General features: G+C 50.7%; 11 protein-coding genes. 5 read left to right on the forward strand and 6 right to left on the reverse strand.

The window, feature by feature from the left end; all coding sequences use genetic code 11:
* Positions 1-256 precede the first annotated feature (256 nt).
* Positions 257-1,294 (forward strand): aminopeptidase, encoded by a 1,038-nt coding sequence (locus tag OGY07_RS07245; protein WP_211935296.1) that lies wholly within the window; start codon positions 257-259, stop codon positions 1,292-1,294.
* A 379-nt stretch (positions 1,295-1,673) separates the two neighbouring features.
* On the opposite strand, the gene OGY07_RS07250 is transcribed toward OGY07_RS07245, so the two are convergent.
* Positions 1,674-1,955 carry a DUF5339 domain-containing protein gene (locus OGY07_RS07250; protein ID WP_205612284.1) on the reverse strand — a complete coding sequence of 94 codons (282 nt, stop codon included), beginning with the start codon at positions 1,953-1,955 and terminating at the stop codon, positions 1,674-1,676.
* Between the two features lie 206 nt (positions 1,956-2,161).
* Positions 2,162-2,794, reverse strand: a complete 633-nt coding sequence (locus OGY07_RS07255; RefSeq protein ID WP_084589011.1) for a helix-turn-helix transcriptional regulator — start codon at positions 2,792-2,794, stop codon at positions 2,162-2,164.
* A gap of 500 nt (positions 2,795-3,294) precedes the next feature.
* On the opposite strand from OGY07_RS07255, the gene OGY07_RS07260 reads away from it, so the two are divergent.
* Positions 3,295-3,930, forward strand: coding sequence for a helix-turn-helix transcriptional regulator (locus OGY07_RS07260; protein ID WP_060569388.1), 636 nt, complete (start codon positions 3,295-3,297; stop codon positions 3,928-3,930).
* Between the two features lie 52 nt (positions 3,931-3,982).
* On the opposite strand, the gene OGY07_RS07265 is transcribed toward OGY07_RS07260, so the two are convergent.
* From OGY07_RS07265 to cysJ, 4 genes are all read right to left on the reverse strand, one after another.
* Positions 3,983-6,595, reverse strand: a complete 2,613-nt coding sequence (locus tag OGY07_RS07265; RefSeq protein ID WP_286599640.1) for an autotransporter outer membrane beta-barrel domain-containing protein — start codon at positions 6,593-6,595, stop codon at positions 3,983-3,985.
* Positions 6,596-7,322: 727 nt separating this feature from the next.
* Entirely contained in the window at positions 7,323-8,057 is a 735-nt protein-coding gene (gene cysH / locus OGY07_RS07270) for a phosphoadenosine phosphosulfate reductase (protein WP_042288763.1), read from the reverse strand.
* Between the two features lie 99 nt (positions 8,058-8,156).
* On the reverse strand, positions 8,157-9,869 hold the full coding sequence (gene cysI, locus OGY07_RS07275; protein WP_042288765.1) for an assimilatory sulfite reductase (NADPH) hemoprotein subunit: 1,713 nt from the start codon (positions 9,867-9,869) through the stop codon (positions 8,157-8,159).
* Positions 9,869-11,668 carry an NADPH-dependent assimilatory sulfite reductase flavoprotein subunit gene (gene cysJ, locus OGY07_RS07280; protein WP_042288768.1) on the reverse strand — a complete coding sequence of 600 codons (1,800 nt, stop codon included), beginning with the start codon at positions 11,666-11,668 and terminating at the stop codon, positions 9,869-9,871. Before cysJ ends, cysI begins: the two co-directional genes overlap by 1 nt.
* 304 nt (positions 11,669-11,972) lie before the next feature.
* On the opposite strand from cysJ, the gene queD reads away from it, so the two are divergent.
* From queD to OGY07_RS07295, 3 genes are all read left to right on the forward strand, one after another.
* Positions 11,973-12,335, forward strand: coding sequence for a 6-carboxytetrahydropterin synthase QueD (gene queD, locus OGY07_RS07285; RefSeq protein ID WP_060569385.1), 363 nt, complete (start codon positions 11,973-11,975; stop codon positions 12,333-12,335).
* Positions 12,336-12,443: 108 nt separating this feature from the next.
* The gene (locus OGY07_RS07290) at positions 12,444-13,715 is read left to right on the forward strand and encodes an FAD-dependent oxidoreductase (RefSeq protein WP_286599646.1); all 1,272 of its coding nucleotides are present in this window, start codon (positions 12,444-12,446) and stop codon (positions 13,713-13,715) included.
* Positions 13,706-13,966 carry a ferredoxin family protein gene (locus OGY07_RS07295; RefSeq protein ID WP_042288777.1) on the forward strand — a complete coding sequence of 87 codons (261 nt, stop codon included), beginning with the start codon at positions 13,706-13,708 and terminating at the stop codon, positions 13,964-13,966. Before OGY07_RS07290 ends, OGY07_RS07295 begins: the two co-directional genes overlap by 10 nt.
* The last annotated feature ends 4 nt before the right edge of the window (positions 13,967-13,970 follow it).

The raw sequence follows: 13,970 nt of genomic DNA on the forward strand, positions 1-13,970 counted from the left end.
TACTGTCGAGCGCGTCAGATAACCCGACTATAGGGAGCGCAGCAGAACGAATGAAATTACGAATTGGAATGAGTAGTTCCTCAAAGGAATAACGATCTGGGAAAGCAAATATCAAAAAGTGCTTAAGCCAGCGGTTTTTCGGGCATTTCAGAGCAAATGAAATTGTGTTAGTCGGGCCGCGGTTTCATACTAGGCGGGTTAAAATTTTTGCTTTGTATTCAGGGCGTCTCCCTGGCAGGCTATTTAAGGACTCACTATGTTTTCCGCAACGCGCCGTTTTGTCGCCATCCTGGCCCTCGGCGTCTGCTTTATGGCTCCCGCACAGGCGTCAGCATCGTCACCTGGCGATTTTGCGACATTACAAACCCGGCATATTGCGACCGTCTTTCCCGGTCGAATGACGGGTTCCCCGGCTGAAATGCTTTCCGCTGACTATTTACGTCAGCAGTTTGCGCAAATGGGGTATCGCAGCGATATTCGTACCTTTAACAGCCGTTATATTTATACCGCGAAAGATAACCGCAAGAACTGGCATAACGTGACCGGTAGCACCGTGATTGCCGCCCATGAAGGCAAAGCGCCGCAGCAAATTATTATCATGGCGCACCTGGATACCTACGCCCCGCAAAGCGACGCCGACATCGACGCGAATCTGGGCGGGTTGACCCTACAGGGCGTGGACGATAACGCCGCGGGTCTGGGCGTGATGCTCGAGCTGGCCGAACGTCTGAAAGATGTCCCCACCGAATACGGCATTCGTTTTATCGCCACCAGCGGCGAGGAAGAAGGCAAACTCGGCGCGGAAAATCTCCTTAAGCGTATGAGCGCAGCGGAGAAGAAAAACACCCTGCTGGTGATTAATCTCGATAACCTGATTACTGGCGATAAGCTGTACTTTAATAGCGGACAGCGCACTCCGGAAGCCGTGCGCAAATTGACCCGCGACCGGGCGCTCGCCATTGCCCGCCGTCACGGCATTGCCGCGACCACCAATCCGGGGATGAATAAGGATTACCCGAAAGGCACCGGCTGTTGTAACGATGCGGAAGTGTTCGACAGAGCCGGAATTGCGGTGCTTTCCGTTGAGGCCACGAACTGGAACCTCGGTAAAAAAGACGGGTATCAGCAGCGCGCGAAAACGGCGTCCTTCCCGGCAGGCAACAGCTGGCACGACGTTCGCCTGGATAACCAGCAGCATATCGATAAAGCGCTTCCCGGACGCATTGAGCGCCGCAACCGGGACGTGATGCGTATCATGCTGCCGCTGGTGAAAGAGCTGGCGAAAGCGTCTTAAGTTTCCCATATCGCCTGGCCCTGAGGCACGCAGGGCCAGTTGCCAGTCTCGATGACCACAGATCGCCTTCACGCAATTCTCTGGCGCCACACTAATTTTTCAGGAAATAAAACTGTTATTAAGTAGCAGGAATACGGAATTATTATTTGAAAATTTCTACCGAAATAGTCAGCGCTGTAAAATGAGAGAAGAGAAAATCCAATAATCACCTTGAAGAATCGTTATAAAACAAGCAATTTTACGCAAAGTAAATCGATGACGAGTAATGTGATGTGAAGGGTGCATTTTGCCTACGGGAATAGCAAACTGCAAAAAGCCGGATAACGTCAACAATTTATCCGGCCCGGAAGTAATTGCGGTACGCGGTATAACCGGGGCGTTATTTGAGACCCATGGACTGTTTCATTTGAACCAGCGCCGCCGCACCTTGCTTACAGCCAGCATCCTGGTTTTCCGCCGGTAATTCCGCAAGTTGTTTTTTAGCCTGTTCCAACTGCGGTTTCATGGCGTCCATTTGTTGTTTAGCTTGTTCGCTGGATTTTGACGCTTCAACAATTAATGTATCAACATCGTTAAAATATTGCTGACAGGTTTCGGTGATTGCTGCAAAAGAAGTGCCGGACACCAGCGTCAGTGCCGTAGCAAAAATGATTTTTTTCATCTGTTTGTCCCTCAGTGTTAAAATGACGTTACTGCCTCCGGCAATAACGCCATCAAGAGTAATGCAAATCAGAGGGTAAAACAGCTTCAGACATTATTTTCAGATTATTCATTTTAGTTTTCGACAAACAGATCACAGTTCGACGCCTGACGACATTTTTAACCCTGCCCCTCAGATGAGAAGAGGCTGATAAGAAAGACTGGCATTTATAAAATAATCAATTCTTTCAACTTTTTACCCATCTTCCGCTCTAAGGAGTACTTTAGGTTAAAAACACTTTTGTTGCTTATTCTGACTATTTCCGCCACTTCCTGGGTGCTGTAACCGGAAAGGAGTAAATGCAGGATCTTTACTTCAAGACCCGTCGCCCTCGTTATCTTTTGGCTCTGGTTCATTGAAACCATACGTCCGGACTTGCGCAATGCTAACGGCTTGTAGGTTCGTACAGTCAATACATCAACGATACACGTTTCCTTATGTTTCCAGTAACCGGCAAGAGGCTCCATCGTTTGATCGCTAAGCAAAATTATCTTCATCGGCACTTTTTTCAAATGATTCAGCCATGCATCGTCAGCAAATAGAGAAAGATAATAATGGGAAAAATCAACAAAAATCATCCCACCCGAATGAATATTGTAATAATTATCCTTCAGCAAGAGAGTTATTCCTTTTTCCAGTAGGAAATTCCCTATAGGCCAGATAATATATTGACTCTCCATGCAATTGAGCATGCGCACGTTAAAAGTATCGGTCATATTACATTGCCAGGCACAGCTTTGGCATTTAATGGGGTAATCTTTATGGTAGTTCACAATGCGTCCATTATGGAGAAATAACATTCCTTATCTAAATATTATTGTTTTATTTGTTGCTATTCTAGATATATTTCACTTCTCTATTATTATGAAAAAGATGGATTATTCTGATGCTTCGCAGAAAAGTATCTCGAGGTTATGCGATACTGATATTGCTTTTTATCCTGTTTACCAGGATTCTTTCCAGACAATTTTAGGATTATTGCTGGCGATGGCGCGGGTTTATGTAAAGGTAAATAGCACAAAATGTTAAATGTATTTCACAAAATGCTTCGAAAATGAAAGCAGCTCTCGCTCTGTGTGGGGAAAAACACCTGGCATCACAAAGTATCATTGCTTATTCTTTTCTACTTTTTTAACTTTTAGGCGATCGGGTGCTTAACGGGAAAAGGGCTTTTCTTAAATTTCCGCTATTTTCTGTATGTCAACGTAAATATATTTCGATAAAGAAACATGTTTACTGTTTGTTCATACTCGCTTCATTATGGTTCTCTTCGAAAATAAATTAATTGTGAAGGTACATTTTGAAAATAAAAGAAATACCCGATATCACTCACTGTGTAGGTTGTGGGTTACATTGTCCAACCAGCGATCAAAAAACCATTTGGGCTGTACTTTGTGAAAATAAAAAAATAATCATATGGCCTGAGGACAACTATTTTTTCTCGGCATCACTGCATCATTTAGTCTTCAGAAAATACGCGTGCAAATTACCAAGGGGCGTTATCTTTGTTGATTTTTGCATTGAGAATCTGCCATTGTTCATCGACATTGCCTGGCTGGAAAAACTAAAAAATTTTGAGATGAGCATTGTACTGGTCACCGACCGGTCAATGAAGTCAATGGCCAGGTACTGGTTCAACAGAAGAAAAGAGATTATTGCTATACTGGTGGCAGGCAACGAACGCGCCTCCTTTATGAAGGACGCAGAAGATATCTTACGCGGAAAAAAGGTCAAACCTAAAGGTATTGTTGAAATAACAGAAAATGAAATGCAAGTTTTAAGGATGTTTGGAAGTGGGCACTCAACGTCTTTCATCGCACAAAAACTCAACTGTTCTGTTAAGAGTGTTTATAATTACCAATACTCGCTGTGTAAGAAACTGGGTAATTTAAAACGCTTAGAGCAGTTACGTCTGAAACATCGGGTCAGCTGGTAAACAAACCGGCACAACGTACCGGTTTGTTGTTCAGAAGAGAGAACATGGATGATTAGAAGCTGTAACGGAATCCAAGATTCGCCTGAACAGGGTCTTCTTGCTTATTCCCTTTTGCATAATCAAGTTCGGCAAACAGTGAAAGCTCCTTGTTGAAGGACGCACTTACCCCGATACCCGCTTTTCCCAGGTCACCGGAAAGATTGGTGGTAAACGTATTGCGCTGGTTAATTGTCGTACTGTTGTTGTCGACATATTCATGCACCCACGCCGCTTTGAAATACGGTGTAATAGATGTCTCTTTGTTTAGCAAGAAAGTACGTCCAAGATTAAAACCAGCTTCTGTGGTCAGCGAATCCTGATCGTCAATGCTGCCTTTCATGCCATTATTCAGTTTGATATCCTGACCTTTAACCTGAATTGCGGCAACCTTTGCATACGGCTCAAACCAAAAATGGTTCTGGAAATGGATGCTCTTACCCACTTCGATCGCTGCGCCCAGAGCATGTTGACTGTAATCGGCCGAAATACCGCTTCCATTTGTCGATACTGCATTTAAAGCGTTATCAAAATGGTTGTACTTCAGTATGCCATCAACATACCATCCCTCGTTGTGAAACCAGGTGGCCTGTGCGCCAATGCTAAGGCTATCAATACGGCTTACGCCCCCTCGCGCATGCTTCACCTTACCGCTGTTATAGCTTGTAAACAGACCAACACGTGTTTTGGCGCCTTCGGTTGCCATTATTTGGTCAACGCCTAACTCTATTCCCGATTGTTCAAGTTTAAAGTCAGTATGCCCGCTGTCGATATTTGAGTTTCCACCCGTGAAACGCACCCATGCGCCATTGTCACCTTCCGTTTTCTCCGCCAGGCCTTGCCGGAAGCGTAAATTCTGCATCTCGTTTTTAAACATGATAACGGGCGCCGCTGACATAGAAAGCACAGCATCCGTCGCGGGCGTGGTTTTCGGCTTGTCCGTGATGGACGGAATTTCCTGACCCGGATCAGGTGTAGGATCGACAGGTGTCGGGGTTTCTTCGCCCGGTTCAGGAGTCGGAATTTCTTCTCCCGGTTCTGGCTCCGGAATTTCGACTACAGGCTCTTTTTCTGCTGCCAGATACCAAATTTTACCGGTGTCTTCATCTCTTTCATAAAGCGAATACATGTAGGTACCGCCGTCAATGGCATTAATATTGGTACCGGCGAGCGTGGCAAGGCTAAAACTCGCTCCACCGCTTGCATCGGAAATAATATCAAGGCTGCGTCTATCCGGCTCTGTGATCTCCGCACCTGAATCGGCTACGGTAACGTTATGGTTGCCGGTACCCGAGGTGATGTTCAGGTAGTCCCCTTTGCCGCCTTCTAAAGAGGTATTGAAGTAAAAATGTAAATTGCCAGACAGTGAGTCAACATTCAGTCTGGAGTAAATAGCAGCACCGCTGGTGGCATCGCTGCCAGTGTAATACCTGACATTACCTTGTCCAGACAAGGCCCCTACGGTTGCCGCGTCACTGTCACTGCTGTTGGCAATAATCAACAATGTTGAATCGCTGCCATTCAGCGCTACGTTATCTGCCCTCGCCCCGCCATCAGCGGATGTCGAAAGCTGCAATTGCCCCCGGTCATTAACCTGCGTTGCTCCTGTCATTGTTGCGCTATTCGCCAACCAGGATTTCGCGCTGCCGTTAATGGTGACATTTTCCGTGGTCGCATTACCATACACCGTCTGTATCGCCGCATCGTTCAGCGTCACATTATTCGCTGCAGAGCCAGCGTAAATCGTCTGTACGGCATTATCGTTCAGGGTGACGATGTTAGCCGTACCGCCCTGTTGTAATACCTGCGCCCCGGTACCAAACAACGTCGTATTATTGGCGACGCCAGCAATGGCTGATGTATCCGAACCGTTGATAAACAAGTACTGAATGCCACCGCTTTTGATGGTTGTATCATTCACTACGCCGCTGTTATAGACATATTGACGTCCATCTTCATTGATGGTCGCGCTATTTGCGATACCTGATAAGGTCACATACTGGATGCCGCCGTTAATCTGCGCATTACTGGAGACTCCAGACTGCTGAGCATATTCGTAGCCGCCTTGATCGATAACGGTACCGCTGCTGCTGCCACCTTCGTAGACAAATAATTTTCCGCCATCACTGACGTTATTATCTATGGCTTTACCAGTACTCCCGGTGTTTCCACTGTTAGAAATATAAGCGGTTCCCCCTTCCAGATGAGAATTTTGCAGCGTGCCACCATCATATACGCGTACTAAGCCGCCACTTTTAATTTTTATATTGGATGCGGTAGCGGGTACTGTACTATCAAAACCACCATTCGCTATTTTTGAGACCTGCGTGATGTAAACTTCGGCGCCCGAGTTGACGATAGAATCTTCCATAAAACCGAGCACACTCATCAGGCTACCGCTCAACATATTGACGTTCATTGCCGTGCCAGCGTAGCCATTAACCCCACCATAGTTATATGCGCCAATTTCGATGCAGCGATTTGCGTCAAGATCGCCAGTCACCGTTGCAGAGCCGCCATACGATACGCTGGTGCGGCTACCGCAAAATGTCGCGGCAAAGGAAGATTGCGATAATGATATCGCCGTCAGAAATGCAAGTGTCGTCAGTTGTGTTTTAAGCTTCATCATTTAATACCATGCGTGTGATACAGATAAAAATAAAAAAAACGCCCCTCTTGCGTAAAATACTTGGGGATTTTTAGCGGGTGATAGCGGGAGGGAAATAAAATGATGCGACTGATACATTAAAAAAATCAGCAGGTTGGAGTTCCTTCCTATATATACCATCCCTTAATTGCTATGGTATGGAAAAGAATAAAACTAAGCAAGATGGTGATATAATTACGAAACGTGAATTTTAATGGAAAAATCCTAACCAAAATGAGTTATCGCCAATAAATATAAATTTTACATATTGCAAAAACAGTTAGATAAAATTGCCGATGCTTTTTTTGACTGATTTTTCTTAACCACTCCAGGAATATTGCTCTCTTTTTATGAGATAAAGAAATTACACTTTCAGCACTTTTTGCTAAAGTATCGTGACAGGCTGGAAGAGGTCAGACATTTTCGGGAAAATAAGCGCACGTATGATGGCGGGATACCGTGACGAAAGTCCCAGAATTTTAGCCCTGTAACAACATGGTTATCGTCATTAAATCCCCGCTTTCGCAGGGATCTGTCAATACATAACTCACTGGAGTATCAAGAGTTTTTCATTGAATGCTTTACTGATTATTCCATAACATCAAAACGCAGTGGTTGAGTGGTATTAGAATATGGAATAAAAGAGCCTGTAGGCTTTCTTATGTTTCACCAGGGCAAGTATTATAGTGATTCAACCTTCCTGAAGAAATTACCCCTCATGCAAACCGCATTCGCGTTTCAGGCCAAAGAAGCGGGTTTCTTCTTCTGCCATCCCCGGCTCCCACTTGCGGGTAGTGTGCGTGTCGCCCACCGAGAGATAGCCTTCATCCCACAGCGGGTGGTATTTCAGGCCGTGCTTTTGCAGGTACTGGTACACCGTGCGGTTGTCCCAGTCGATGATGGGCAACACCTTAAACACCCCACGCTGAATGGCCAGCACCGGCAGATGGGCCCGACTCCCGGACTGCTCGCGACGCAAACCGGCAAACCACGTTTGCGCGTTCAGCTCTTTCAGCGCACGGTTCATCGGCTCGACTTTGTTGATCTCATTGTACTTCTCAATGCCCTCAACGCCCTGTTCCCAGAGTTTGCCGTAGCGCGCCTCCTGCCAGGCCGCGCTTTCAGTCGCGCGGTACACCTTCAGGTTCAGCTTGAGCTTGTCCGTTAACTCATCAATAAAGCGGTAGGTCTCCGGAAACAAATAACCGGTATCAGTGAGGATCACCGGAATGTCCGGGCGGATCTGATTGACCAGATGCAAACTGACCGCCGCCTGAATGCCAAAGCTGGACGACAGCACGTATTCACCGGGCAGATTTTCCAGCGCCCAGACCACGCGGCCTTCTGCATCCCGTTTTTCCAGCTGGCTGTTGATTTCTGCCAACGCCATAACACGTTCAACTTTTGGCAGATCGTTCAGGGCGTTTAGATCGAGTATGGACATAAGAACCTCGTTTGCCTGTATTGCCGGGCGGCAATGACGTTTGCCCGGCCTGAAAACCTAAAGGCCCGGTAAGCGAAGCGCCTCCGGGCAAAGGCGTGGTTATTCCCAAAAATCCCGCGCAGGATCGCGCACCGGGCGAATAATGCCCGCACGCACCGTAAAGTCGCCGAAGCCTTCACCCGCTTCGCGCTCTTTCACCCAGCGCCCGATCAGTTCATCCAGCGAGGCCAGAATCTCCGGCTCGGTGATATTCTCTTTAAACATGCGGGGAATACGCGTTCCGATGCGGTTGCCGCCCAGATGCAGGTTGTAACGCCCCGGCGCTTTCCCGACCAGCCCCACTTCCGCCAGCATGGCGCGGCCACAGCCGTTCGGGCAACCGGTCACGCGCATAACAATATGCTCATCGCTCACCCCATGCTTCGCCATCAGCGTATCGACCTTATCAATAAAGGTCGGCAGGAAGCGTTCAGCCTCTGCCATTGCCAGCGGACAGGTCGGGAACGAGACGCAAGCCATTGAGTTTTCCCGCTGCGGCGTTACGGCATTCATTAAGCCGCTCTCCTGCGCGATCTTCTCTATTTTCGCTTTTTCGCTCTCCGGCACGCCGGCAATAATCAGGTTCTGGTTAGCGGTAATGCGGAATTCACCTTTATGGATCTTCGAAATCTCAAGCAGACCCGTTTTCAGCGGACGGCCCGGATAATCCAGAATACGGCCATTTTCAATAAACAGCGTCAGGTGCCAGTTATTGTCGATGCCTTTTACCCAGCCGATACGATCGCCGCGACCGGTGAATTCATACGGGCGAATCGGCGCAAATGTGATCCCCGCGCGACGTTCAACCTCCGCTTTAAATGTCTCAACGCCCACGCGCTCCAGGGTGTATTTGGTTTTCGCGTTTTTACGGTCGGTGCGGTTACCCCAGTCGCGCTGGGTGGTGACCACCGCTTCAGCCACCGCCAGCGTGTGCTCCAGCGGCAGGAAGCCGAACTCGCTCGCGGTGCGGGCATAGGTTTTCTTGTTACCGTGTTCGATGGACAATCCGCCGCCCACCAGCAGGTTAAAGCCCACCAGCTTGCCGTTTTCCGCCACGGCGACAAAGTTCATGTCGTTGGCATGCAGATCGATATCATTCTGCGGCGGGATCACCACCGTGGTTTTGAACTTACGCGGCAGATAGGTCTGACCGAGAATCGGTTCTTCATCGGTGGTCGCGACCTTTTCCTGATCCAGCCAGATCTCCGCATAAGCGCGGGTGCGCGGCAGCAGATGCTCAGAGATTTTCTTCGCCCACGCGTAGGCTTCGGCATGCAGCTCAGACTCATAAGGGTTCGAGGTGCAGAGCACGTTGCGGTTCATGTCGTTGGCGGTCGCCAGCGCATCCAGTCCAACGGAGTGCAGCATCTGGTGCACCGGCTTCACGTTTTTCTTCAGAATGCCGTGGAACTGGAAGGTCTGACGGTTGGTCAGACGGATGCTGCCGTAAATCGTGTTTTCAGCCGCGAACTTGTCGATCGCCTGCCACTGTTTCGTGGTGATGACGCCGCCCGGCAGACGGCAGCGCAGCAGCATCGCGTGACGCGGCTCCAGCTTCTGCTCGGCGCGCTCGGCGCGGATATCGCGATCGTCCTGCTGATACATACCGTGAAAGCGGATCAACAGGAAGTTGTCGCCTTTAAACCCGCCGGTGAGACCGTCATTCAGATCTTCAGCAATGGTGCCGCGCAGGTAGTTGCTTTCCAGCTTCATGCGCTCGGCGTCTGACAGTTTACCTTCGACCACCAGTGGTCCTGGATGTTTTTCGCTCATTAGTAGACATCTCGCTGATAACGGCGCTCTACGCGCAGCTCACTTAAAAATTCATCCGCTGCTTCGGCGTCCATCCCGCCGAATTCAGCAATCACGTCCAGCAGTGCCTGCTCAACGTCCTTCGCCATGCGATTGGCGTCGCCGCAGACATAAATGTGCGCGCCGTCGTTAATCCAGCGCCACAGTTCTGCGCCCTGTTCGCGCAGTTTGTCTTGTACGTAGACTTTTTCTTTTTGATCGCGTGACCAGGCCAGATCGATGCGCGAGAGCACGCCCTCTTTAACGTAGCGCTGCCATTCCACCTGGTAGAGGAAATCTTCGGTAAAGTGCGGATTGCCAAAAAACAGCCAGTTTTTCCCCGGCGCTTCATCCGCCGCGCGCTGCTGCATAAAGGCGCGGAAGGGGGCGATGCCGGTGCCAGGACCGATCATAATGACTGGCGTTTGTGGGTTTTCCGGCAGACGGAAATTATCATTGTGTTCGATGAACACGCGCACTTCGCCTTCTTCTTCGACACGATCGGCGAGGAAACTGGACGCACCACCGGCACGGGCACGGCCTTCCACCTCATAACGTACCGCGCCGACGGTAATATGCACTTCGCTTTCCACTTCCGCCTGCGATGAGGCAATGGAATACAGGCGCGGCGTAAGCGGACGCAGCAGGCCGATCAGCGCGTCTGCGTCCAGTTGTGCCGGTGAGAAGCGCAGCATGTCGACAATCGGCGTCGTCGCCGCATAGTGCTGCAACTGCGCTTTATCGCCCACCAGCGGCAACAGGGATTCACTGCGCGTTAGCGTGGCGTAGTTTTCAACGATATTGGCGGTGTTGACCGTTAACTCAAAATGCCACTGCAACGCCTCCGACAGCGGGAGGTTTTTCCCGTCAACCGTTACGGGTTCATCGCCTTTCAGCCATACCAGCTCGACAATCTCTTTAACCAGCGCCGGATCGTTCTGATACCAGACGCCCAGCGCATCGCCGGGCTGGTAACGCAGGCCGGAATCGCCAAGATCGATCTCGATATGGCGCACGTCCTTTTCTGAATTGCGCCCGGTAATCTTTTGATTGACCGAAAGCGATGCGCTGAGCGGCGCTTCTTTGGTGTAGGGGCTGGAGTGAATTTCGTTAACCGCACCACTGGCAATGACCTGCGAAGGGGCAGCGACCGGCGCACGGGATTTCAACACGTCAACCACGCGCGCACGCCATTCTGCGGCGGCGGGCTGGTATTCGACGTCGGCATCCACGCGATCCAGTAAACGCTCACCGCCCAGTTCCGCCAGCCTGCTGTCGAAATCTTTCCCGGCCTGGCAGAAGAATTCATACGACGTATCGCCAAGACCGAACACGGCAAAGGCGGTATTTTCCAGCTTCGGCGCTTTTTTCGAAAACAGGAACTTGTGCAGCGCGACGGCTTCTTCCGGCGGTTCCCCTTCTCCCTGCGTGGAAGCCACAACAACCAGCAGCTTTTCATTGCCGATCTGTTTGAATTTGTAGTCGCCTGCGTTGACCAGCGTGACGCTGAGTTTAGCCGCCAGCAAATCATCACGCAGCGCTTCCGCGACACGACGCGCGTTGCCGGTCTGGGAAGCGGAAATCAGCGTGATGCCCGGCATTTCAGCGACCGGCGCAGGCGGTGACACGGCTGCGCCCGGCTGCTGATTCAGCATGCCCCAGAAATAGCCAGAGACCCAGGCAAGCTGCGTGGGCGAGAGATCGGTTGTGGCCGCCTGAAGGCGCGCCAGCTGCTCCGGGTTCAGCGGAAGCAAAGCGGAAGGTGGGGCCTGTGTCGTCATGCGTCGTTATGTTCCAGTAAGCAAAGCGAATTTAAGCGATAAAACCCAAACTGAGGGTAAGGTTAACGGCGGGGATAATAACAATTAAAGAAGGGTTGGAAATATCAAATAACCAAATGGACTAACCTGTTTTAGTTATCGTTATTAACAATAAAAGCGATTAAATAACCCGCTGAAATATATAGAGATACACATTATTCAGCGCGTCAATTCCGTAATCAACGCGTCATGGCCGCTTTAGTTAATGCGAAAAAATGTACTTTACTGTACCCTACGGCGGTTTTTGCCTGACTGAGAATTTAAGATGACCACCACCCTGTTTAAAGATTTCACCTTCGAAGCCGCTCACCGTTTGCCGCACGTCCCGGAAGGACATAAATGTGGTCGTCTGCACGGGCACTCTTTTATGGTGCGCCTGGAGGTTACCGGCGAAGTTGATCCGCACACGGGTTGGATTATTGATTTTGCAGAACTGAAGGCGGCGTTTAAGCCGACCTATGACCGTCTGGATCACTACTACCTGAATGATATTCCGGGTTTGTCGAATCCCACCAGCGAAGTGCTGGCGAAGTGGATTTGGGAACAGGTAAAACCCGCAGTACCGTTACTGAGCGCGGTGATGGTAAAAGAAACGTGTACGGCAGGCTGCGTCTATCGCGGCGAATGATCCGCATTTTTCCCCAGCTGCCTGGCGTATAACCGGGATGTGCCGGGAGTCAACATTCCTTTACCGTCAATCTGATAGGGTTATGTGCTCTGGATAAAGGAGCACAGCATGGTTGACGATTTCGATATTATTTTTGTCGGGGCAGGGATAGCGGGAACCGCTTGTGCTTTACGTTGCGCCCGCGCCGGACTGTCGGTGCTGTTGCTTGAGCGTGGAGAACGGCCCGGCAGTAAAAACCTTTCCGGCGGACGACTCTACGCGCATGCGCTCGCCGAACTTCTCCCCCACTTCCAACGCACCGCCCCGCTGGAACGACGAATTACCCAGGAAAACCTCACGTTACTCACGCATGACGGCGCGACAACCTACTCCAGCCTGCGTTCGGACGGGGAGTCATGGAGCCTGTTGCGCGCCCGCTTCGATCCCTGGTTTGTCGCCCAGGCGGAAGCCGAAGGTGTTCAGTTTATCAGCGGCGTGACGGTTGAAGCGCTGCATTGTGAAAAGGGCAGGGTTTGCGGCGTGATTGCTGACAACGAGACGCTGCGCGCCCGCTATGTTGTCCTGGCGGAAGGCGCAAACAGCCTTCTGGCGGAACGTTATGGTTTTTTGCCGCCGCCATCGCGAAGCAGTATGGCGCTGGGGATAAAAGAAACGCTGGCGCTGGACAAACAATTGCTTGAGGAGCGTTTTCGCTTATCTTCTGAAGAAGGCGCAGCGATGTTGTTCAGTGGTGAAATTTGTGCCGATCGGCCCGGCGGAGCGTTCCTGTATACCAATCAGGACACGCTCTCTTTTGGCGTCGTCTGTCCCCTCTCCTCGCTGGCGCAGGGTGATATTCCGGCAGGCAGACTGCTGGAGCGGCTGAAAACGCATCCGGCGCTTCGCCCTTTACTCAAAGGCAGCGAAACACTGGAGTACGGCGCCCATCTGGTGCCGGAAGGCGGCCTGCATAGTCTGCCCGTGCAATATGCAGGGGAAGGCTGGCTGCTGGTCGGAGATGCGCTACGTAGCTGCGTCAATACCGGCTTCACAATCAGAGGAATGGACATGGCGCTTCTCGGCGCGCAGGCCGCGGCGCAAACGCTAATTCACGCCTGCCAGAAACGCGATCCGCAAAATCTTTTTCCGGCCTACCATCAGGATATTCAGCACAGTCTGCTGTGGGACGTTCTGCAACGCTACCGTCATCTTCCGGACCTGTTACAGCGCCCGGGATGGTATCGTCAATGGCCCGCGCTGATGGATGATGTTTCCCGCGAAATCTGGCGTCAGGGAGAGGGACCGGTGGCCCCGCTGCGCCAGGTTGTCTGGCGTCATCTCCGTCGTCACGGCCTGCGTCATTTAGCAGGCGATATTATCAGGAGCATACGATGTCTGTAGCCCGCAACGTCTGGCGTCCCGCCAGTTTTTCCCATATCGTTCCCGCCAGGCAGATCGACCACGAAACGGCCGCGCGGCTGATCGCCGCCTGCCCTGCCGGGCTGTATTCCCTGTCACCGGAAGGCGAATTGCTCATCGACTTTCGCGGCTGTCTGGAGTGCGGCGCCTGTCGCCTGTTGTGCGACGATGAAATGTTGCTACAGTGGCGCTATCCCGCGTCCGGTGCTGGCATCGCTTACCGCTTCGGCTAATATT

Source organism: Citrobacter sp. Cs237, assembly GCF_030332325.1.
GTDB classification, from domain to species: domain Bacteria; phylum Pseudomonadota; class Gammaproteobacteria; order Enterobacterales; family Enterobacteriaceae; genus Citrobacter_A; species Citrobacter_A sedlakii.